Raw genomic sequence first — 20,533 nt, forward strand, 5'->3', positions numbered from 1 at the left:
TGTGCCGAATGAACTTCGAGTCGAGGAGACACCCATGGCTGACAAGGCCCCCGCGAAACCTGCTACGCGATCCGCCAAGGAAATCGAGGCGGATCTGGCGGCTACCCGCGAGCGGCTGGCCGGCACGATCGATGAACTCGCGTTCCGGGCACAGCCGAAGGAACTCGCCAAGCGGCAGATGGAGGACGTCAAGCTGACGCTCGGCGGGATCACCCACACCCCCGGCGGCGAACTCAACACGCAGAAGCTCGCGATGATGCTCGGCGGGGTCTCCGTCGTGCTGCTGACCGTCGGACTCCTGCGTCGCTCGCGTGGCTGACTCCGGCGCGGGCAACTTGCCCATCAAGATGCTGCACGACCGGGTGCTGGTGTCCGCCGAAGGTGACGCGGGAGAGCGCAAGTCCGGTGGCGGCATCGTCATACCCGCCACGGCGTCGGTCGGCAAACGGCTCGCCTGGGCGGAAGTCGTCGCCGTCGGGCAGCACGTGCGCCAGGTCACGGTCGGCGACCGGGTGCTGTTCGACCCCGAGGAGCGTGCCGAGGTCGAGTTGCAGAGCAAGACCTACTTGCTGCTGCGCGAACGCGATCTGCACGCCGTGGCTGCGCAGCGCGTCGACACCGGGTCGACCGGGCTCTATCTATAAGTCACCCCACGAAGTTTCTCCCCCGCTTCGCTCCTCCGAATACTTCGCGGTGACCCCGACTCTCCGCCACTGAACGCGTCGCTGGGGATCCGGTCTGCTCAATCCAGCACCTCGGCGCGGGCGGCCTCGAACGCCCGCACGCAGGCGCGCACATCGTCCTCGCTGTGCGCCGCGGACAGCTGCACCCGGATCCGGGCCTTGCCCTGGGGCACAACGGGATAGGAGAACGCGATCACGTAGACGCCCCGCCGCAGCATCGCGTCGGCGATCTGCGCGGCCTGGCGGGCTCCGTCCGCCCCCGGGAACATGATCGGGGTGATCGGGTGGCTGCCGGGCAGCACTTCGAACCCGGCCTCCGTCATCATGGTGCGGAAGAGCAAGGTGTTTGCCGCCAGTTGCTGGCGCTGATCGAGCGAGTTTCCAGCAATCTCAAGGGCTTTCAGTGATCCCGCGACGACAGAGGGCGCGACCGCATTGGAGAAGAGGTAGGGCCGGGCACGCTGGCGCAGCAGGTCGACGATCTCCTGATGGGCCGCGACATACCCGCCGGACGCGCCGCCCAGTGCCTTGCCCAGCGTGCCCGTCACGATGTCGACGCGATCGATCACGCCGCTGCGCTCCGGTGTGCCGCCGCCGCGCTCGCCGACGAACCCCACGGCGTGCGAGTCGTCCACCATTACCAGTGCGCCGAATTCATCTGCCAGATCACAGATTTCAGCGAGCGGAGCGTAGTAGCCGTCCATCGAGAAGACGCCGTCGGTGACGATCACCGTATGCCGTGAGCCTCCCGCTCGCGCGGCTTCCAATTGCGCACGCATGTCGGTCATGTCGGCGTTCTTGTAGCGGAACCGCTTCGCCTTCGACAGGCGGATGCCGTCGATCAGCGAGGCGTGGTTCAACTCGTCGGAGATGATCGCGTCGTCCGCGCCGAAGAGCACCTCGAAGATGCCGCCGTTGGCGTCGAAACACGAGGAGAACAGGATCGAGTCGTCGGTGCCGACGAAGCGGGCGATCGCGTGCTCCAGCTCTCGGTGCTGGGTCTGCGTGCCGCAGATGAAGCGGACGCTCGCCATACCGAATCCCCACTGGCTCAACGCATCCCGGGCAGCAGCGACGACGTCGGGGTGGTCGGCGAGGCCGAGGTAGTTGTTGGCGCAGAAGTTCAGCGCGGCACTGCCGGCGGTTTCGACATGCGCCGCCTGAGGTGTCGAGAGCTCACGCTCGTGCTTGGTCAGACCCGCATCGTCGATCTCACGTAGCGTCGCGACCAGGGTGTCCTTGTTGGCGTAGACCATTGTTCAGCTCCAATCCATGACGACTTTGCCGCACTCGCCGGACCGGGCCGCGGCGAACGCGTCCTGCCACCGTTCGGCGGGGAAGCGGTGCGTGATGACCGAGCGCACTGCACGCTCCAGGGCTGGCGACGACTGCAGCATGGAACTCATGGCATACCAAGTGTCGTACATTTCGCGGCCGTAGATGCCCTTGATGGTCAGCATGTGCGTGATGACCCGGCCCCAGTCGATCGCGAACGGATCGCCGGGCAGGCCGAGCATCGCGATGCGGCCACCGTGGTTCATGTTGTCGATCAATTCGCTGACTGCAGAAGGGTTTCCGGACATTTCCAAGGCGATGTCAAATCCCTCGCGCATGCCCAGGTCACGCTGGGCATCGGCGATACGCTCGCGGGCCACGTTGACGACACGGTCCGCGCCTGCGGCTTTCGCCAGCTCGAGGCGGTAGTCGCTGACATCGGTCACCACGACGTAGCGGGCGCCGACGTGCTTGGCGATCGCGGCGCCCATCACCCCGATCGGCCCGGCGCCGGTGACCAGCACGTCCTCTCCGGCGATGGGGAAGGACAACGCGGTGTGCGTCGCGTTGCCGAACGGGTCGAAGACTGCGCCGACGTCGGGGTCGAGATCGTCGGGCTGCACCCACACGTTCGACGCCGGTATGACGACGAAGTCCGCAAACGCGCCGTCGCGGTTGACGCCGACCGAGCTGGTCCGGATGCACAGGTGGCGGCGTCCGGCGCGGCAGTTGCGGCACTCGCCGCACACGACGTGTCCCTCGCCGGAGACCTTCTGACCGACGGCGACGCTGGTCACGTCCTCGCCGATCTCGACGACCTCCCCAAAGAACTCGTGGCCGGTGATCAGCGGAGGTTTCACCGTGGAAGCCGCCCAGTCGTCCCAGCCCTCGAGGTGCAGATCGGTGCCGCAGAGACCGGCCCGCCATACCTTGATCTTGACGTCGGTCGGGCCGGGTATCGGCTCCGGTGCTTCGATCATTTCCAGGCCCGGTCGGGCCCCTGTCTTCGCCAGTGCTCGCACGGGAGTCAGTCTGCTACGCCGCAACTCCGGGTCGTGAGCGGGGTCACGTCATACAGCGACTCGTCACCGGCGACGATCTGAAGACAGAGATCCACAATCTCGCTGCATAGAGCCATCCACCGGCCGGTTGGCCTGAGCCCGCACCCGCCAGTGGGTCACTCCTAGACTCGACGTCATGCCGGACATGTTCGACGCTCTCGCGAGACTGCTGCTCGACGACAAGGATCGGCACTTGCTTGCCGAGAACCAGCGCGACCTGACCGAGTGGGGGCTGTCCGGATGGAGCGAACGGCATCCGGATGTGGCCGACATGTTCTTAGTGGACGAATTCGACGAGGCCCCGGCACCGGCGGAGTTGTTGTCGGCGATCGGACTGGAGCGTAGAACGATCGGCTGGGTCGACTGCGCACGCGAGGACGATGAGCACCAGGTCCGCACCATGGTGGCCGAGTCCTGCCGCAGGCGGGGACTGCCGGTCCCCGTGTTTCCGGACGATCTCGAGGATGCGGTGGTGGCCTCGCTCGGCGAGAACCTGACCCGCTGGAACTACGTCCCGGCCGTCCTGCGCGCCGTCGATGAGCATCTGGCTCGCGTCGGACTCCGGCTGCTCCTGATCGAGCGCGATAACGACGAGTACACGTTCGCGCCGGTCGAAAGCTGCGATCTCGACAGCCTGGGCGAGAGCCGCGTTGGCGGCTGCCGGATCTACGGGGTCGACGGCCTCGACATCTGACCGTCGGAGTCGCTTCGAGGAGCAACTCGGGTGTCGAGCATGAAATCAGGTTCGACACACATCGGCTATTCCTTGCGGACGGGCTCGCCCAGGTGCGTGCACCGCAGGAGGGGCACTTCACCAGCTTCTGCCCCCGAAGCGATGCGGCATCAGTGCGGCGATGACCGGGGAGATGCTGAAGGAGCGACCGCAGGCGCCGCATTCCCAGTCGTAGCGGTTGGCGAGCAGGTACTGCGTCGAGAAGCCGACCACGATCACGATGAGCGGGACGAGCACCTTGCCCGAGGTCAGCTTCCATGACCGTCCTTCGAGTCTGCGGCTCGCGTGGGGAGACGCGATGGGCCGCCAGGCTACCCGCGAGGCTGGGACCGATCCGGGGAGAAAGCACGAAACCCTCCGGTCAGGCGTTTCGCCTGGTCGGAGGGTCCTTCGGTGCGCCATCAGGGACTCGAACCCCGAACCCGCTGATTAAGAGTCAGCTGCTCTGCCAATTGAGCTAATGGCGCTTGGTGCGAGGAAGAACATAGCAGGCGAGACCCGCAGAGATGAAATCGAGGGGGCCGGGCAGTGATGCGCGAAGCGCGATGCTCGCCAATGCGCGCCAGGGGGCGCTAGGTTGCAGAGCCGACGCACATCTTCCAACCCGATCGAAGGACTGCCGCGGATGTCGATGCTCCTGCTGGACGAGGAAGAACTCGAACGACCGAAGGAGACGCCGGACCTGACGGCGAGAGCCGACTGGAAGGTCGCGCTGAAGCGTGCGGCGGGCAAGTTCGGCTCCGACGGATGCACCAATCTCGCCGCCGCGCTCACCTACCGGTCCATGCAGTCGCTCTTCCCCGGGCTCATCGCGGTGTTGTCCCTGCTGAACCTCTTCGGCAACGGCAAGCGGACAGCTGACGATGTGATCGTCAAGGTCGCGGCCATCCTGGGCAAGAGTCCGCACGACACGTCCTTGGGCACGATCCGAAGCTTCGTCGAGAACGTCACCACGCAGGGCGGTGGCGGCATTGCCTTCGTCATCGGCGTGCTGCTCGCCCTGAATGCCGCCTCGGGGTACGTGTCAGCTTTCGGCAGCGCGACCAACACGATGTATGGCGTGCGCGAGGGCCGCTCGGCGATCCGCCTGAAGATATCCCTGCTCGGGGTCACCGCCGTCGAGGTCGTCCTCATCCTGCTGGTGATCTTCGCCATCGTCACGACTGGATCGGTGGCGCGCGAACTGGGCAACTCGGTCGGTCTCGGCCAGACCGCGGTGACGGTGTGGGACTGGGCCAAATGGCCGGTGGTGGTGTTCATCGTCGTGCTGATCATCGGGTTGCTCTATTGGAGCGCACCCAATGTGCAGAAGAGCAAACGTGACATCTTCACTTGGGGAGCCCTGATCGGGTTCGTCGTCTGGCTGGTCGCGTCGGCTGCGCTGGCGATCTACATCAGCCTCAGCCACGGCGCGAGCTATCAGAAGACCTACGGCATCTTCGCCAACGCGATCATCTTCATGCTGTGGCTGTGGATCACGAACCTCGCAGTGCTCTTCGGTGCGGAGGTTGACGCCGAGTTGCTCCGCACCCGGCAGCTGAAGTCGGGGCTGCCGGCCGAGCAGTTGATCCTGCTGCCGGAGAAGAGCACGGCCAAGTTCGCCAAACTGGATCTGAAGGCCGCCAAGGAGTATGAAGTCGCCCACGAGCTTCGGCTCGAGTCGATGCGCACGGCGGCGGGCGACCGGAACGCCTACGGGCGCGCAGTCCTGCTGGCGGGTGGCGCGGCGCAGTTGGTGGGCGATGCGAGCACCGCAGGCCGGTCGGGTAAGACTGGTCTGGTCGGCCCGCGGGATGCGAGCGCACCCCGGGCACGCGGACACGACCGAGGAGAAGATGCCGTGGCACACGATCTGGACGCCGAAGCAGCCGCCGTCGAGGAGTCGCGGCTGCGGCGCCGCGACGATTTCCTGCTGAAGTCCGCGAAGGCCCGGGTGGTTCGTGACCGCCTGGAGCGCCAGCGCGCGAAAGCGGACGCCAAGCGCAAGGCGCGCGAGCAGGAGGTGCACAAAGAGCGTGCCGTCGCGGAGTCTCATGTCACTCGCGAACAACGCTGGGACGCCGTCGAGAAGGTCCGCGCCGAGTTCGAGCCGCCGGAGACCGCCGCGCGCGATGAGGTCTTTGCGGAGCGGCGTGAACGCCGGGCGGCATACGACGCTGCCCAGGCCGAGAAGGCCGCCAAGGCCGCGCAGCAACCGCCGCAGCCGAAGCAACAGCGTGCGCCGAAGCATCACACGAAGCAGCCTGAGCCGAGCGTCCTGGACTTGCGGGTCGAGCAGGAGCAGCAGGAGCGCCGCGACGAGTGGTTCGCGACGCACCCGGCACGCGTCGCTCGGTAGGCGCACGACCGAGTTTCATCGAGCAGGAGGCACCGCTCGCGTCGCCGTGGAGTATCCCGAGTGGGCAGTTACTGGCGAGTATCCGCGTTTACTCGCTGGTAACCGTGCCGAGTGGGCACTTACCGGCTGGTACAGGTGATGGGTCGGCGCGCTGCGGCACCGTAGTCCTCGACTGTGCAAGAGAGTGCAAGAACGAAAGTGCCCCACGGTCGCTTCCCAGTAATCCGTAGGGCACTTCATTGGGGTGAGTGACGGGACTTGAACCCGCGACATTCGCGACCACAACGCGACGCTCTACCAGCTGAGCTACACCCACCATGGCTGCTTCCGGTGGAGGCAGCGCGGACAATCGTACCTGCTCCGAGGGGGTGCTCGTGACCACCCCTCATCCCCCGGAACTACGCGGTGACTTTCGCGGCGATCGACCTGGCGGTGTCGGTGTCCGGGCCGGGCGCCGGGACGAACACGGCCTCCCGGTAATACCGCAGTTCGGTGATCGACTCACGGATGTCGGCGAGCGCGCGGTGGCCGCCGTTCTTGGCCGGCGCGCTGTAGTAGGCCCGCGGATACCACCGCTTGGCGAGTTCCTTGATCGACGACACGTCGATGATGCGGTAGTGCAGGTGCGCGTCGAGCTCGGGCATGTCCCGCGCGAGGAAACCGCGGTCGGTGCTGACGGTGTTGCCGCCGAGCGGCCACTTGCCGGCCTCCGGAGCGAACCCCCGCACGTAGTCCATGACCTGCTGCTGCGCCTCGTCCATCGAGACTCCGCCCGCGAGCTCGTCGAGCAGCCCGCTCGACGTGTGCATGTCGCGCACGAAGTCGTTCATCTGGTCCAGCGCTGCCTGCGGCGGCTTGATCAGGACGTCCACGCCATCGCCGAGTTGGTTCAGCTCGAAGTCCGTCACCAGCACCGCCACTTCGATCAGGGCGTCGTTGGTCAGGCTCAGGCCCGTCATCTCGCAGTCGATCCAGACGATCCGTCCGCTGGCTGCCTTGTCTTCGCTCACCCGGACACTCTAGGACCTGCCGTGCGCCGCCCGGCTGGTATGGCGGGGCGTCACGACATACAGTTCCCCGGTGACGCTCGCCCCCCGCCCGGACCGGCGCCCCGCCCTACGCAAGTGGCTGATCATCGCGCTCATCGCGATCTGCTTCGCCCTCGGCGGGCTGGGCATGCTCGTGCTCGTCGACGACCAGTCCGGCGTCGTCGGCACCGCACTCGGCCTGGTGCTCTCGCTGATCGTGATCGGCATCGTCGTGCCCGTCTTCCTCTGGTTGGACCGTTTCGAGCGAGAACCGACCGGCATGCTGGTCTTCGCCCTGCTGTGGGGCGCGTGCATCGCAACGTTCGTCGCCTCGGTCTTCAACGACGTCGGATCGGTGCTGATCGACCCGGTGGTCGCATCCCACCCCTCCGCGGCAACCTGGGTCGCGCCGGTCGTCGAGGAGTCGCTGAAGGGCCTGGGGCCGTTGCTGTTGCTCCTCTTTCGCCGGCGCGAGGTCGACGGGGTCGTCGACGGGATGGTGTATGCCGGGCTGACCGCCGCCGGTTTCGCGGCTGTCGAAGACGTCGTCTACCTCGCGGCCGGATATGCGCAGGCGGGCGACCGCGGGCTGTTCTCGACCTTCCTGGTGCGCGTGGTGATGAGCCCGTTCGCCCACCCGATGTTCACCGTGTGCACGGGGATCGGGATCGGGATCGCCGCGACCACACCGCACCGCCTGCTGCGGTGGGTGGCGCCGTTCACCGGCTGGTGCTGCGCGGTGACCCTGCACGGCGTCTGGAACCTCGGTGCAGTGCTGTCGCAGCACGGCTGGCTCGTCTTCTACGTGCTGCTGCAGCTGCCGCTTTTCGCGGCCTTCATTACGCTGATCGTGCTCGCCCGGCGGCACGAGGCCCGGCTGATCGCCCACGAACTCGGTCACTACGTCGACCGGGGTCTCCTGACGGCCGCGGAGGTCGTCATGCTCTCCTCCATCAAGGAGCGGCGCTATGCACTGGCCTGGGCGGAGCGGCACGGCGGCGATCCGAGCAAGGACGAGATGCGTGAACTCCAGGACGCCGCAAGCGAATTGGCAATGGTGCGCGCCCGCATCGACCGCGGTGACGCCACCCCTCGCGTCGCAACCGAGGAGCAGCATCTGCTCGACATCGTCGGTCGGTCCCGGCAGCAGTTCCTCGACACCGCGCTCTATCGCTACTACGACGACACTGGCCTCACGACGTCCTGACCCGACTCCGCTTCAGTCCGTGAGCGCCGCCAGCCGGGTCCGCAACAGGCGCCGCTCGGGTGTCGTCGGCGCGAGTTCGATGGCGCGCTCCAGGCTGGCTCGTGCGTCTGCGGTCCGGCCCAGCCGCGTCATCAGGTCGGCTCGTGTCGCGTGGAGGAGGTGGTATGCCGCCAGCGGCTCCGCCACCGCGTCCACGATGTCGAGCGCGGCCGCCGGACCGACGGCCATGCTGACGGCAACCGCGCGATTCAGCTCGGTGACCGGAGTCGCCGGGAGCAATTGGTACAACCCCGCGATGCGCGCCCAGTCGGTGTCGGCGGCCGTCAGCGCCTGCGCGTGCACGGCCCCGATCAGGGCCTGCACCCGATACGGCCCGGGGGTGCCGCCGACGCCGTCGAGCAGGCTCAGCGCCTCCTCGATCTGCCCGCGATCCCAGCTCGCGCGGTCCTGCTCGGCCAGCGGTATGACGTGGCCGTTCCGTACCCGGGCCGCCCTGCGGGAGTCGGTCAGCAGCAGCAACGCCAGCAGTCCGGTGACCTCAGGGTCGGGCAGTAGGGACCGCAGCTGCCGGGTCAGCCGGATTGCCTCCCGGGTCAGGTCGACCCGGTGCAACTGGTCCCCGCTGGATGCGGCATACCCCTCGTTGAACAGCAGATAGAGCACGGCGAGCACCCCGGGGAGGCGTTCCGGGAGCCGGTCCGCGGACGGGACCTGGTAGGGAATGCCGGCTCCGCGGATCTTGGCGCGGGCGCGCACCAGCCGCTTGGTCATGGTGGGTTCGGTGACCAGGAAGGCGCGGGCGATCTCTGCGGTGGTCAGGCCGGCGAGCGTGCGCAACGTGAGCGCCACCCGGGCCGGCATCGCCAGGGCGGGGTGGCAGCAGGTGAAGATCAGCCGCAGCCGTTCGTCCGGGATGTCTTCGGCGTCCGCCCAGTCCAGATCGACGGCGACCGAGGCATCCGCGGTCGCCAGGGTCAACCTGCGCCGCTCGGTGTCCGAGCGGCGCAGCCGGTCCCGGATGGCGTTGCGGGCAACCGTCGCGAGCCAGGCGGCAGGACGCTCCGGCATACCGCTGACCGGCCAGCGTTCGACCGCACGGGCGAACGCCTCCTGGGCGCCGTCTTCGGCGAGTTCCCAGTCACCGCACCACGCGATCAGGCCGGCCACCAGCCGCCCCCACTCCGCAGCGAAGACGGGGGCGACCGGTGACTGTTCCTCGGGTCGGGTCACCCCATCACCGGCCGCAGGTCACGCGTCTGGAGTCCGTGCGCGGCGGCGATGGCGATCGCCTCGGCACGGTCGGAGACCTCCAGCAGGTCGTAGCCGCCGATCTGCTCCTTCGTCTCCGCGAACGGCCCGTCGGTGACGACGGTCGTGCCGTCCAGCCGGCGCACGGTCGTCGCGAGAGCCGGCGGCTGCAGCTGCCACCCGTGCAGCCGCCGCTCACCGGTCTGCTGCAGCCAGCCGCGCATCGGATCCTCACCGTCGTCGGGCAGGTCCTCCGCGCGGATTTCGACGTCGTCGTGCTGGTCCCAGCACACCAGCATCAGGTAGCGCTCGTGCCCTGGCTTGGCCTCAGTGAGCTCCGGTGCTGGCATACCGGGGGCGACCGGACGGATCTCGATCGCGCCCGCCTCCGTCGTCGGATGAGCCGCCGCGGCGGCAATCGCCTGGTCCAGGTCCGCCGCCTCGATGATGTCGTAACCGGCGACGTGTTCCTTGGTCTCGGCGAACGGCCCGTCGGTGACCACCGCGTCCTTGTCCTTGCCGCGCACGCACCAGGCGCCGCCGGACATGTCCAGCCGCGCCCCGTCGAGTGCCAGGCCGCGCTGGGCCATCTCGCTCCACCACGCCTCGACGCGGTCCTCGACCCCGGGCTCCCAGGTGGCGTCCGGCGTGTGAACGTGGGTCAGGAAGTACAACATGTCGTGCTCCTTCTTCGGGTTCGCGCTCGGCGGTGGCCGTGCGTTCATCCACGAGGACGTATGGCGGGCGCCGGGAAGGACAGGTGACGCAGAAATCTTCCTGCAATCATCCCGGAGCACGGAAGCCGGCGGCTGGTCCAGCCAGGTCGGGCAGAATCGAGCGATGATCCGGCCCGTCGTAGCTCACTGACGGCCATGCGCATCGTGCGGGATAGCTCCGAGGACGAGATGGTCGCCTGGTTCCTTCGTGGGGAACTGGCCAGCGACAGGTTCGGGCCACGGCTGCGTGCGGAACTGGCCGCGGCAGGTCTGCCCGGGGAGCTGCTGACCGATCCTGACCTCGGTGACGAAGCCGCGAACCGTGCCCGCCGCGATCTGCTCGGGGAAACCCGCGGCTACGGCCGGCAGCGGGACGTGTTCGACGAGGACTTCCCCGCGCCGGCCGACGTGCACTGGATCCGGGCCGAGCTCAGCCCGGTGGAGCTGGCCAGGGTCCGCTACATCGAATATTCCTATTGGAACGAGCTGTCCGGGGGCAGTCGCCTGCCGGCCGACGCGGCGAGGCGCGTTCGCGACGGGGTGCGCGTCTTCGGCGTCTCGAACCAGCGGTTCGTCGATGCGGCGCAAGCGGTGGCGCGGGGAGTTCGTTTCGCGCCGCTCATCCTCGCCGGACCGCGGCTCGACGACCTGGTGTGCGTGGAGGGGCACCTGCGACTGACCGGCTATGCGCTGGCCGGATTCCCCTGCAGCGTCGAGTGTCTGGTCGGCACGGCCGACACCATGGGACGGTGGGCCAGGTGATGCGGGCCGGTTAGCCCTCACGGGACAGTCCCCGAATCTCACACATACTTGCGGAATCCCTGCTCAGACCGTGGAACAAGGAGTCTCTGTGGTGGCGTGAGAAGGGCTTGGGGCGTATCACCGACCTCCGGTAGTAGATCTGTTCGGCGTCGCGAGCTGCACTGTCCGTTCGGGTCTGCTTCAGCGTGGCACCCCCGTGTCCCCACTCGCATGTCGGTCTCGTGGATGTGACGACGTGCCTACCAGCGGGCAGGGTGGATGAGTGGGCGGCGGGTTGTTCCAGCCATTGGGTGATGCCTGGCGGCGAGGTTCACACCCGGCACACTTGTCCGCGGCTCGTCCGACCTCGTTCCTCGGTCACCCGAGTCGCCTGCAACTTGCGCCCCCGGCAGGACTCGAACCTGCGACCTAGAGATTAGAAGGCTCTTGCTCTATCCAGCTGAGCTACGGGGGCCGGACGCGCTCAGCGTAGCCGCTCCTATCGCGAGGCACCGGCGGGCCAAGTTGAGTCCGGGGCCGCGCCACGAAATGATGGGCCGTGTGGCGGAGGATCTTGAGGGAGCGCGGCTGCTCAGCGCGCTACAGAGCCTGCGGCACGCCGTCAATGAGACCGCGTTGCCGCTGGACGTGCCCGACGTCCAGCGTGCCCGGCGGGATCGCACCGAGCTGCTCGCGCAACTCGACGACTACATCCTCCCGCGCGCCGCATCCCTGGACGCGCCACTGCTCGCCGTGGTCGGTGGCTCGACCGGAGCCGGCAAGTCGACACTGGTCAACTCCCTCGTCGGCGAGGTCGTCACCAAGAGTGGCGTGCTGCGGCCGACGACCCGCGCCTCGACACTCATCCACCACCCGGCCGACAAGCGGTGGTTCACCGGTACCCGCGTGCTGCCGGGGCTGGCGCGCCTGACCGGCGACCGCGACGAGACAGGAGACCCCGGCACCCTGCGATTGGTGCCCGGCAACGTGCCGCCCGGCCTGGCGCTGCTCGATGCCCCGGACATCGACTCGGTGGTGTCCGCCAACCGCGATCTCGCGCGGCAGTTGCTCTCCGCCGCCGACCTCTGGCTGTTCGTCACCACTGCCATGCGGTATGCCGACGCGGTTCCCTGGGATCTGCTGCACCAGGCGATCCACCGCGGCACCTCGGTCGCAGTGGTGCTCGACCGGGTGCCCCTGGACGCGATGGAGGAGGTCCGCGCCGACTTCGCCACCATGCTGATGGAGCAGGGCCTGGGCCAGTCGCCCGTCTTCGCGATCGCTGAAACCGCTCTCGGCCCAGGCGGATTGCTGCCCGAGGTCGAGGTGGCTCGCATCAACGGCTGGCTCGCCTCGCTCGCCGCCGATCAGCACGCTCGCAGCATCGTCATCCGGCGCACCCTGCAAGGTGCCCTCGACTCGCTCGACAAGCGGGCAGCGGCGCTCGAGACGGCTGTGGCGGCGCAATCGACCGCGCTCGGCGAACTCGGCGGATCGGCACGAGCCGGGTATGCCGCCGCCCTTGCCGGGGTATCCGATGGCATGCAGGACGGCACGCTGCTGCGCGGGGAGGTGCTGGCCCGATGGCAGGACTTCGTCGGCACCGGCGAGGTCTTCCGGCAATTCGAAGCGGGCGTCGGCAAGGTCCGCGACCGGGTCGGCGCCGTGCTGCGCGGACGTGTCCGCCAGCAGCCGGTCGACGATCTCGGAGAGGCACTGCACACGGGTGTCGCCGCGCTCCTGCAGGCACACGGCGAAACGGCCGCCATCAACGTGACACGGTCATGGCGCCATACCGATGGGGGAGCGGAGCTCGTGCAGGCGCACCCCGAACTCGCCTCTGTCAGTGGCGGATTCACCGCCGAAACGGAGCGTCTCGTGCGCCTCTGGCAGGACGACGTGCTGGACATGGTGCGAGCCGAGGCCGGTGGCAAGCGGGCGACTGCCCGGTTCCTGGCATTCGGGGTCAACGGCATCGCCGTGTTGCTGATGCTGGTCGTGTTCTCCGCGACCGCAGGGCTCACTGGCGCCGAAATCGGCATCGCCGGCGGGTCCGCCGTCCTTGCGCAGCGGCTCCTGGAAGCCATCTTCGGCGACCAGGCCGTCCGCCGGCTGGCGAGCAAGGCGCGGGGCAGGCTCCTCACCCGCACCGAGCAGTTGTATGACGCCGAACGCGCTCGCTTCGAGGAGGTTCTCGACGGCGTGGCGGTCGGCGCGACGACAGCAGCTGAGCTGCGTCAGACGGTCGAGCAGGTGAGGACCGCCCGCCATACCGAGCCGGCGCCGCAGGCTGGATCGCGCCGATGAACACTGACATGACGACACTGCGCGGGCCCGAACTCGCCACCGGATGGGACGAGGTCATCACGCACGCCGAAGCACTGGACGAGGCACTGCGCGCCGGTCACGGCCGGTTGCCGGCAGAGGCGGTGGCGCGGGCCGAGAAGGTGCTGCACAAGGTGCCCGCGCGCCAGGCGATCATTGGCGGCCGGACGGTGGTGGCGCTCGCCGGGGCAACCGGAAGCGGCAAGTCGAGTTTGTTCAATGCCCTTGTCGCAGAACCGGTTTCGCGGATCGGCGCCCGTCGTCCCACCACCTCGGTGCCGACTGCGGCAGTCTGGGGTGACGAGCCGAGCGGTGAACTGCTCGACTGGCTCGGCGTCGGCGCTCGGCATCAGGTGCCGGTGAACGCCCGGCGCGCCGCGTCCCTCGGCGGGCTCGTCCTGCTCGATCTGCCCGACTTCGACTCGCGCGTCGCACAACACCGCGCCGAGGCCGACCGGGTGATCGAGCTGGCCGACGTCTTCGTATGGGTCACCGATCCCCAGAAGTATGCCGACGCGGTGCTGCACGACGAGTACGTCAAGCGGCTGGCCCGTCACAGCGCGGTGTCGCTGGTCGTGCTCAACCAGATCGATCGGCTTGACCGCGCCGAGATCTCGCAGTGCGTCGACGACCTGCGACGCCTCCTCGCGGCCGACGGGCTGACCGACGTCACCATCCTGCCGACGTCAGCGGTGCGCGGGTACGGCGTGGACGATCTCGCCGGCACGATCGCGTCGTTCGTCCAGGAACGCACGGCCGCCGAGCAGCGGCTGCTGGCCGACATACGGTCTGTGGCCGAAGCTCTGCAGGACGGGGTCGCGTCGCAGGAGGCGCAGCTGGGCTCGGCCGCCGGCGACGAACTGACCGACGCACTGTGCCGGGCGGCCGGAGTGCCCGCGGTGATCGACGCGGTCCGCAACGATTATCGCGCGCAGGCCGACCGCCAGGGCGGCTGGCCGTTCATCCGCTGGGTGCACCGGGTGCGTCCGGCGCCGCTGCGCCGCCTCCGACTGGACGGCGGACGTTTGGTCGACGCCTCGGCAGGGGAGTCGGCGCTGGTGCGTTCCTCGCTGCCCGCCCCGGGTCCGGCGGCACGAGCCGCGGTGGACGTCGCGACGCGCAAGCTCGGTCGGCGGGCAGGCGAGGGGCTACCCGCCGCCTGGGCGGATGCCGCGCACGAGGCGGCGACCCCGAGCGACGACCGGCTGCACGACTCGCTCGATCAGGCCGTCATGCGCACTGAATTGCGCGGCCGTAGCTCGTTCTGGTGGGTCGCCGCGTCCGTGGTGCAGTGGCTGCTGGCCGCGATCGCCGTGATCGGACTGGTCTGGCTGGTCGTGCTGGCCGTGCTCGGCATGGCGCGGGTGAGCGCGAGTTCGCCGACCTGGTTCGGGCTGCCGATTCCGTTGCTGATGCTCGTGTTCGGCGTGTTGCTGGGTGTGCTGCTCGCGTTGCTCGCCCGGTGGGCGGCCACGCGCGGCGCCGACCGCGCGGCCGAGCGGGCGGGTGCCCGGTTGCGGACTGCGGTTGCCGCAGTGGGCGCCGAGCAGATCGTCGGGCCGGTCACCGAGGTGCTGCAGGAGCACCGGGAGACGCGTATGGCGCTCGCCGCGGCCGCGCGCTGACGTCGCCGCGGCGGGTTCGTCCACATCCCCCGGGAGGGGGTCGCCGTCATACACCGGGACGGCCGGGCTGCCTCCCCGTCGTGCCCGGCAGCTTGCACTCTGGAGCTCCCAGCCGACGTGACTCACGGGTCGCGTCGCCCGACAGTGCGAAGGATGCGACATGAACGAGACAAGCCTCACGATCCGCGGCAACCTGACTGCCGACCCTGAAAGGATCACCGGCAGCAAGGGCGACTTCACGACTTTCCGGGTCGCGGTCAACGAGTTCTACCGGGACCAGAGCGGCAACTTCGTCGACGGACGCAGTTCCTTCTACAGCGTGGTGGCCTACCGCCAGCTCGGCAGCAACGCGCAGAAGTCGCTGTCCAAGGGCGACGCCGTCGTGGTCCATGGCGTGCTGCGGGTTAACCAGTGGGAATCGAACGGTCAGACGCGCTCGGCGCCCGAGATCGAAGCACGCAGCATCGGCCCGGACCTCCGGTTCGGCATCGCGACCTACCAGCGGCTGCGCACCCAGCGCCAGTCCGACCAGGTGCCGGTCGCCGAGCGGCGGTTCGCCGGGCAGCAGGGCTGGCCGGGCTCCGCTGGACACCCCGACGGCTGGGCCGCCGGGGACGGACCGGCCGAGCCGCCCTTCGGCGACCCGGGATTTGCGCCGGAGGGCGATGCGGACGAGCTGCCGGCTTCGTCGTCCGGGCCGCTTGTCGAGCAGGCCGGCTGACACCGCTGACGCGGCGACGAGCGGGGCGCCCTCCGGGCGGGTTGCACGATTTCAGCGGGGCGCCGTCACCCCGATAGCCTGATGCGCATGCCCGAGTTCATCTACACCATGACCAAGGCGCGCAAGGCTGTCGGGGACAAGCTGATCCTCGATGACGTCAGCATGTCCTTCTACCCAGGCGCCAAGATCGGCGTCGTGGGGCCCAACGGCGCCGGCAAGTCCACGATCCTGAAGATCATGGCCGGCCTCGACCAGCCCTCCAACGGCGAGGCCAGGCTGTCACCCGGATACAGCGTCGGCATCCTGCTGCAGGAGCCGCCGCTGACCGAGGACAAGGACGTGCGCGGCAACGTCGAGGAAGGTCTCGGGCAGATCAAGGCCGACCTGGACCGGTACAACGAGATCGGTCTCGAGATGGCCGAACCCGACGCCGACTACGAGAAGCTCGGCGACGAGATGGGCAAACTGCAGGAGAAGATCGACGCGGCCGACGCCTGGGACTTGGATTCCCAGATCGAGCAGGCGATGGACGCACTGCAGTGCCCGCCCGGGGACGCCGACGTGACGGTGCTGTCCGGTGGTGAGCGTCGCCGGGTTGCGCTCTGCAAGCTGCTGTTGTCGAAGCCGGATCTGCTGCTGCTGGACGAGCCGACCAACCACTTGGACGCGGAGTCGGTCAACTGGCTGGAGCAACACCTGGCGGCATACCCCGGAGCGGTGCTCGCGGTCACCCACGACCGCTACTTCCTCGACCACGTGGCGGGCTGGATCTGTGAGGTCGACCGCGGCCGACTCTACCCTTACGAGGGCAACTACTCGACCTACCTGGAGAAGAAGCAGGAGCGTCTGCAGGTCCAGGGCAAGAAGGACGCCAAACTCGCCAAGCGACTCGCGACCGAGCTGGAATGGGTGCGCTCCAACGCCAAGGCGCGCCAGACCAAGAGCAAGTCGCGGCTGGCGCGCTACGAGGAGATGGCAGCCGAGGCCGAGCGCACCCGCAAGCTGGACTTCGAGGAGATCCAGATCCCGCCCGGCCCGCGGCTGGGTGCCCAGGTCATCGAGGTCAAGGACCTCAAGAAGGGCTTCGGCGACCGGGTGCTCATCGACGGGCTGTCGTTCACGCTGCCGCGCAACGGCATCGTCGGGGTCATCGGTCCCAACGGTGTCGGCAAGACCACGCTCTTCAAGACGATCGTCGGGTTCGAGGAACCGGACGAGGGGACGGTCAAGGTCGGCGAGACCGTCGACATCTCGTATGTCGACCAGTCGCGCGCCGGCATCGACCCGCAGAAGAACCTCTGGGAGGTCGTCTCCGACGGACTCGACTTCATCCAGGTCGGTCAGGTCGAAATCCCTTCTCGCGCTTACGTTTCCCAGTTTGGCTTCAAGGGACCCGACCAGCAGAAGAAGGCCGGCGTGCTGTCCGGTGGAGAGCGCAACCGGCTGAATCTCGCGCTCACTCTCAAGCAGGGCGGCAACCTGTTGCTGCTCGATGAGCCGACCAACGACCTCGACGTCGAGACGCTCGGTTCACTGGAGAACGCGCTGCTCGACTTCCCCGGCTGTGCTGTCGTCATCAGCCACGACCGGTGGTTCCTCGACCGGGTCGCGACGCACATCCTGGCTTACGAAGGCACCGACGAGAACCCGGCGAGCTGGTACTGGTTCGAGGGCAACTTCGACGCCTACGAGGAGAACAAGGTGGAGCGCCTCGGCGCCGACGCGGCCCGCCCGCACCGCGTGACCCACCGCCGCCTCACCCGCGACTGAGTCGGGCCGACCCGCGCCGAGTGGGCAGTCGTTGCTGCGAGCCGAGCGCTCTCACCGCAACAACTGCCCACTCGGCGCGGAAGAGTTGTGGCCCGGCTCAGACGGAGTGGCCTGGCGGGACCCAGCGGTAGCCGTCACATCCGGATTTCGTCAGCCAGCGGCCGATGCTCGTGATCGCACGGGCGTTGATCTGACCGTCGTGGATGCCGATCGCTCGTTCCGGATCGACGGCACGCACGAAGTCGACCGCCTCGACAGTCTTGAGCCAGGAGGCTTGGAGCGGTACGAGCACGGTCTGCACGGCTTCCGCTGGCAACTCCAATGCGTCGCCGGGGTGATAGATCGTGCCCGCGGCGGTCTCGATGACATAGCCCAGGTTGGAGCACGTGACGTGCTCCGGCAGCACCCTCGCGTGCTGACCCGCGAGCGCGCGGACGGTGAATCCTGCACAAGCGAACTCCTCACCGGCCCGCACCGGATGGAAAGGCACGCCCAGCAAGTTCGCTCCTTCCGGCGCCCAGACCGGGAGCTCGGATCCCACGATGCGGAGCACGTCGGCGTGGTCGCTGTGCTCGTGGGTGAGAAGCACGGCGTCGGCGCGGAGCAGTGCTTCCGGCTCGCTCCAGATCCCCGGATCAACCACCACGACTCCGGATCCGTCATCGACGGTCACGCAGGAGTGGCTCCATCTGGTCAGCGGCATGGTCGCACGATACGGCGTGGGCAGCTGGCGGGAGGCTCGACGCGGCAACCACACCTCGCCGAGTGGGCCGGCGGAGCCCGGACTCGGAGGCGTCGTGCGCCGAGCGGACACCTGTTGCGGCGAGCCGGGAGCTCTCACCGCGACAACTGTCCACTCGGCGCGGGCCGGCCGGTGTCAGCGGCCCAGCGCACGGGCAATCGCTTGCATGGCAGCGGCTGGGGAGCGGTTGTCGGCGCCGTTGATCTCGATCACGGTCCAGCCGGCGGCTCGCATGGCACGTCGGCGGAGTTGATCGGCACGTCGCTGCGCGACAGTGAAGTGGTAGTCGCCGTCGTATTCGACGACGACACGCTGCTCCCGCCATACGAAATCGACCATGCCGAGCCAACGCCCGGCTGTGTCGTGGATTTCCGCGTTCAGCTCCGGCTCGTCGAAGCCTGCCTCGCGAAACCGCAACCGCCACAACGTTTCCTGCGGAGAAAGGACTCCCGCACGGATGAGCGTGATGGCCTCTCGTGCTCTGCGGATCCCGCGCGCACCCGGGTGTTGCGTGGTCAGGTGACTCAGCCGCGACCCGTGGTCCGGGTAGGCGTGCATGATCGCATCGCCGAGGATCACGAATTTGTCGAGAGACAGATCGGAGGCCAGATCGAGCCACGTCTGCGCCGGGGAGGTCGTGGGTATACCGGCGATCTGCCCCAACTCGCGCCCCATGCCCCGGTGCTCCACGACGCCCCGGCGGCGGACCCGCGCGCCGTCCGGCACGGTGACATGCAACTGGGTCGCGCTCGGCGCTGGAAGGCCGAGCAACTCGGCGGCAGTGTGATGGGAGTACGCCGACCCGCGCGGCAACACTTTCACGAACGCTGCCGCTCGTCCGGGCAGCTCGATGTCCTGTTCCGTCAGGCGGAGCCCTCGGGTCGGTGAGATCAGCGACCGGTGTCGTAGCCGAGCCGGGGTGACGCCGCGCGAAATCGCTTCGGACCAGGTGAAGCTCGAACCCAGGGAGTCGGGTAGCGGCGCAGGTGGTCGGTGCATCCCGGCAGCTTGCCCGCTGCGGGCACCGCCGCGCTGACTGCCTGATCATCACTGTGGATAACGCGCGCGCGTCGCTGGTGCTCCCACGCCGAGTGGACAGTAGTCGCTGCGAGCCGGAAGCGCTCACGACAACACCTGTCCACTCGGCGCGAGCGTGGGGCGCTCAGGCGTTCTCGCGGGCGGCAAGCTCGGCGTCGGACATCAGGACGCAGAATTCGTTCCCCTCGGGGTCGGCGAGCACCGCCCAGCCGCGGTCCGGCCGCCGCAGGTCGTTGACCATCGTGGCCCCGAGCCCGAGCAGCCGTTCGATTTCCTCGTCCCGCGTCAGGTCGGTCGATCGCAGGCAGAAATGGACGCGGTTCTTGATGGACTTCGTCTCGGGCACCTTCAGGAAGAGAAGGAACGTTTCGTTCGGTCCGATCAGTCCCGCCTCCTCATCGCCCGGCCGCGCCGGATCGTCGTGATCGAGGTGGTAGTCGCCGAGGACCTGGCTCCACCACATCGTCTGGGCGTAGGGGTCGGCGGCGTCGAAACAGAGATTCGCAACACGTGAGGTCATGTGACACATCGTTGCCGCGCGCACTGACAGCGGGCAACAGCATGCGCCAGATCGCTCGCGCCGAGTGGACAGTTGTTGCGGTGAGCGGGCTCGACTCGCAGCAACAACTGTCCACTCGGCGTGGGTGACCAGCGAACTCTTCCGGGCCGGTCAGCCCACCCGGTGGCGCAGGCGGTGCTGGAGGTTGGCCCGGACCATCGGCCAGGTGCGCGCGACGATGCTGTACTGCGCGGTGTCCCGCACCACGCCCTGTGCGTCGATCGAGTCGGCGCGCAGGATCCCTTCGAGTTCGGCGCCGAGCCGCTCGATCGCGGCGCGCGACTGCAGGTTCATCTTGTGCGTCCGGAACCGAACGGCCTCCACCTGCCACACCTCGAAGGTGTGCGTCAGCATCAGCAGCTTGCTCTCGGCGTTGGTGCCGGTGCCGTGGGTGGACTCGCGGTTCCAGGTGGAGCCGATCTCGACACGGGGCACCGACGGGTCGATGTCCATGAAGGTCGTCATACCGAGCACCACGTCGTCCGTGACCCGGACCGTCGTGAACGGCTGCATCGTGCCCGCGTCCTGCAGCGCGAGCCGGCGGTCGATCTCGGCAGCCATGCCCTCGGGACGGGGCACCGAGGTATACCATCGGTCCCACATCTGCCCGTCGCTCGCCGCGTCGATCAGCCGGTCGTGATGGTCGTGGCTGAGCGGTTCGAGCCGGACCAGCCGGCCGGTCAGTGTGACCGGGGTGAGAGGGAGCGGGATCGTCATACGCAG

Annotated in this window: 21 protein-coding genes and 3 tRNA genes; 11 read left to right on the forward strand and 13 right to left on the reverse strand. The window is 68.3% G+C overall.

Translation table 11 applies throughout. The features are described from left to right. The first annotated feature begins 34 nt into the window (after window positions 1–34). Together EFY87_RS11555 and EFY87_RS11560 are read left to right on the forward strand one after the other, a co-directional pair. Window positions 35–319 carry a DUF3618 domain-containing protein gene (locus EFY87_RS11555; RefSeq protein ID WP_123271639.1) on the forward strand — a complete coding sequence of 95 codons (285 nt, stop codon included), beginning with the start codon at window positions 35–37 and terminating at the stop codon, window positions 317–319. A gap of 28 nt (window positions 320–347) precedes the next feature. Next, window positions 348–644, forward strand: a complete 297-nt coding sequence (locus tag EFY87_RS11560; RefSeq protein ID WP_123271744.1) for a GroES family chaperonin — start codon at window positions 348–350, stop codon at window positions 642–644. A gap of 98 nt (window positions 645–742) precedes the next feature. Here the strand turns inward: EFY87_RS11560 and EFY87_RS11565 are convergent, their stop codons facing one another. Next, the gene (locus tag EFY87_RS11565; protein WP_123271640.1) at window positions 743–1,939 is read right to left on the reverse strand and encodes a glycine C-acetyltransferase; all 1,197 of its coding nucleotides are present in this window, start codon (window positions 1,937–1,939) and stop codon (window positions 743–745) included. Between the two features lie 3 nt (window positions 1,940–1,942). Then, entirely contained in the window at window positions 1,943–2,980 is a 1,038-nt protein-coding gene (tdh, locus tag EFY87_RS11570; protein ID WP_123271641.1) for an L-threonine 3-dehydrogenase, read from the reverse strand. A gap of 175 nt (window positions 2,981–3,155) precedes the next feature. On the opposite strand from tdh, the gene EFY87_RS11575 reads away from it, so the two are divergent. Then, window positions 3,156–3,713 (forward strand): DUF6630 family protein, encoded by a 558-nt coding sequence (locus EFY87_RS11575; RefSeq protein WP_123271642.1) that lies wholly within the window; start codon window positions 3,156–3,158, stop codon window positions 3,711–3,713. Between the two features lie 117 nt (window positions 3,714–3,830). Here EFY87_RS11575 and EFY87_RS20315 read toward each other — a convergent pair whose 3' ends face one another. Together EFY87_RS20315 and EFY87_RS11580 are read right to left on the reverse strand one after the other, a co-directional pair. Further along, entirely contained in the window at window positions 3,831–3,989 is a 159-nt protein-coding gene (locus EFY87_RS20315) for a hypothetical protein (RefSeq protein ID WP_158607607.1), read from the reverse strand. A 157-nt stretch (window positions 3,990–4,146) separates the two neighbouring features. Further along, window positions 4,147–4,219, reverse strand: a tRNA-Lys gene (locus tag EFY87_RS11580). Between the two features lie 158 nt (window positions 4,220–4,377). Between EFY87_RS11580 and EFY87_RS11585 the strand changes: the two genes are divergently transcribed. After that, complete coding sequence (locus tag EFY87_RS11585) at window positions 4,378–6,090, forward strand: YihY/virulence factor BrkB family protein (RefSeq protein ID WP_123271643.1); 1,713 nt, start codon at window positions 4,378–4,380, stop codon at window positions 6,088–6,090. 240 nt (window positions 6,091–6,330) lie between these two features. Here EFY87_RS11585 and EFY87_RS11590 read toward each other — a convergent pair. Further along, window positions 6,331–6,406: transfer RNA gene (locus EFY87_RS11590), tRNA-His, on the reverse strand. A gap of 82 nt (window positions 6,407–6,488) precedes the next feature. Then, complete coding sequence (orn, locus tag EFY87_RS11595; protein WP_281276201.1) at window positions 6,489–7,100, reverse strand: oligoribonuclease; 612 nt, start codon at window positions 7,098–7,100, stop codon at window positions 6,489–6,491. 70 nt (window positions 7,101–7,170) lie between these two features. Here orn and EFY87_RS11600 point away from each other — a divergent pair, with 70 nt between their 5' ends. Continuing rightward, on the forward strand, window positions 7,171–8,325 hold the full coding sequence (locus EFY87_RS11600) for a PrsW family intramembrane metalloprotease (RefSeq protein ID WP_123271644.1): 1,155 nt from the start codon (window positions 7,171–7,173) through the stop codon (window positions 8,323–8,325). 12 nt (window positions 8,326–8,337) lie between these two features. Here EFY87_RS11600 and EFY87_RS11605 read toward each other — a convergent pair whose 3' ends face one another. After that, window positions 8,338–9,555 (reverse strand): RNA polymerase sigma factor, encoded by a 1,218-nt coding sequence (locus tag EFY87_RS11605; protein ID WP_123271645.1) that lies wholly within the window; start codon window positions 9,553–9,555, stop codon window positions 8,338–8,340. After that, window positions 9,552–10,250 carry a YciI family protein gene (locus tag EFY87_RS20920; RefSeq protein WP_245988602.1) on the reverse strand — a complete coding sequence of 233 codons (699 nt, stop codon included), beginning with the start codon at window positions 10,248–10,250 and terminating at the stop codon, window positions 9,552–9,554. Before EFY87_RS20920 ends, EFY87_RS11605 begins: the two co-directional genes overlap by 4 nt. Here EFY87_RS20920 and EFY87_RS20015 point away from each other — a divergent pair. Together EFY87_RS20015 and EFY87_RS11620 are read left to right on the forward strand one after the other, a co-directional pair. After that, a complete protein-coding gene (locus EFY87_RS20015) occupies window positions 10,249–10,440 on the forward strand; it encodes a hypothetical protein (RefSeq protein WP_148043313.1) in 192 nt (63 codons plus the stop codon). The genes EFY87_RS20920 and EFY87_RS20015 overlap by 2 nt on opposite strands. A 5-nt stretch (window positions 10,441–10,445) precedes the next feature. After that, the gene (locus EFY87_RS11620; RefSeq protein ID WP_123271646.1) at window positions 10,446–11,051 is read left to right on the forward strand and encodes a hypothetical protein; all 606 of its coding nucleotides are present in this window, start codon (window positions 10,446–10,448) and stop codon (window positions 11,049–11,051) included. Window positions 11,052–11,431: 380 nt separating this feature from the next. On the opposite strand, the gene EFY87_RS11625 is transcribed toward EFY87_RS11620, so the two are convergent. After that, window positions 11,432–11,505: transfer RNA gene (locus EFY87_RS11625), tRNA-Arg, on the reverse strand. Window positions 11,506–11,591: 86 nt separating this feature from the next. Between EFY87_RS11625 and EFY87_RS11630 the strand changes: the two genes are divergently transcribed. The 4 genes from EFY87_RS11630 (at window position 11,592) to ettA (ending at window position 17,471) form a co-directional block, all read left to right on the forward strand. After that, on the forward strand, window positions 11,592–13,337 hold the full coding sequence (locus tag EFY87_RS11630; RefSeq protein WP_158607608.1) for a GTPase family protein: 1,746 nt from the start codon (window positions 11,592–11,594) through the stop codon (window positions 13,335–13,337). Then, window positions 13,334–14,980 (forward strand): GTPase, encoded by a 1,647-nt coding sequence (locus EFY87_RS11635; protein ID WP_123271648.1) that lies wholly within the window; start codon window positions 13,334–13,336, stop codon window positions 14,978–14,980. Before EFY87_RS11630 ends, EFY87_RS11635 begins: the two co-directional genes overlap by 4 nt. 160 nt (window positions 14,981–15,140) lie before the next feature. Then, window positions 15,141–15,701 (forward strand): single-stranded DNA-binding protein, encoded by a 561-nt coding sequence (locus EFY87_RS11640; protein ID WP_123271649.1) that lies wholly within the window; start codon window positions 15,141–15,143, stop codon window positions 15,699–15,701. Window positions 15,702–15,788: 87 nt separating this feature from the next. Then, window positions 15,789–17,471, forward strand: coding sequence for an energy-dependent translational throttle protein EttA (gene ettA / locus EFY87_RS11645; RefSeq protein WP_123271747.1), 1,683 nt, complete (start codon window positions 15,789–15,791; stop codon window positions 17,469–17,471). A gap of 97 nt (window positions 17,472–17,568) precedes the next feature. Here ettA and EFY87_RS11650 read toward each other — a convergent pair whose 3' ends face one another. From EFY87_RS11650 to EFY87_RS11665, 4 genes are all read right to left on the reverse strand, one after another. Then, window positions 17,569–18,174 carry an MBL fold metallo-hydrolase gene (locus EFY87_RS11650; RefSeq protein WP_123271650.1) on the reverse strand — a complete coding sequence of 202 codons (606 nt, stop codon included), beginning with the start codon at window positions 18,172–18,174 and terminating at the stop codon, window positions 17,569–17,571. 174 nt (window positions 18,175–18,348) lie between these two features. Continuing rightward, complete coding sequence (locus EFY87_RS11655; RefSeq protein WP_123271651.1) at window positions 18,349–19,212, reverse strand: endonuclease domain-containing protein; 864 nt, start codon at window positions 19,210–19,212, stop codon at window positions 18,349–18,351. A gap of 163 nt (window positions 19,213–19,375) precedes the next feature. Beyond that, entirely contained in the window at window positions 19,376–19,771 is a 396-nt protein-coding gene (locus EFY87_RS11660) for a VOC family protein (protein WP_123271652.1), read from the reverse strand. Between the two features lie 150 nt (window positions 19,772–19,921). Continuing rightward, window positions 19,922–20,527 (reverse strand): GNAT family N-acetyltransferase, encoded by a 606-nt coding sequence (locus EFY87_RS11665; protein WP_123271653.1) that lies wholly within the window; start codon window positions 20,525–20,527, stop codon window positions 19,922–19,924. Window positions 20,528–20,533 lie beyond the last annotated feature (6 nt).

This window comes from Flexivirga caeni (assembly GCF_003724155.1).
Classification (GTDB): Bacteria; Actinomycetota; Actinomycetes; order Actinomycetales; family Dermatophilaceae; genus Flexivirga; species Flexivirga caeni.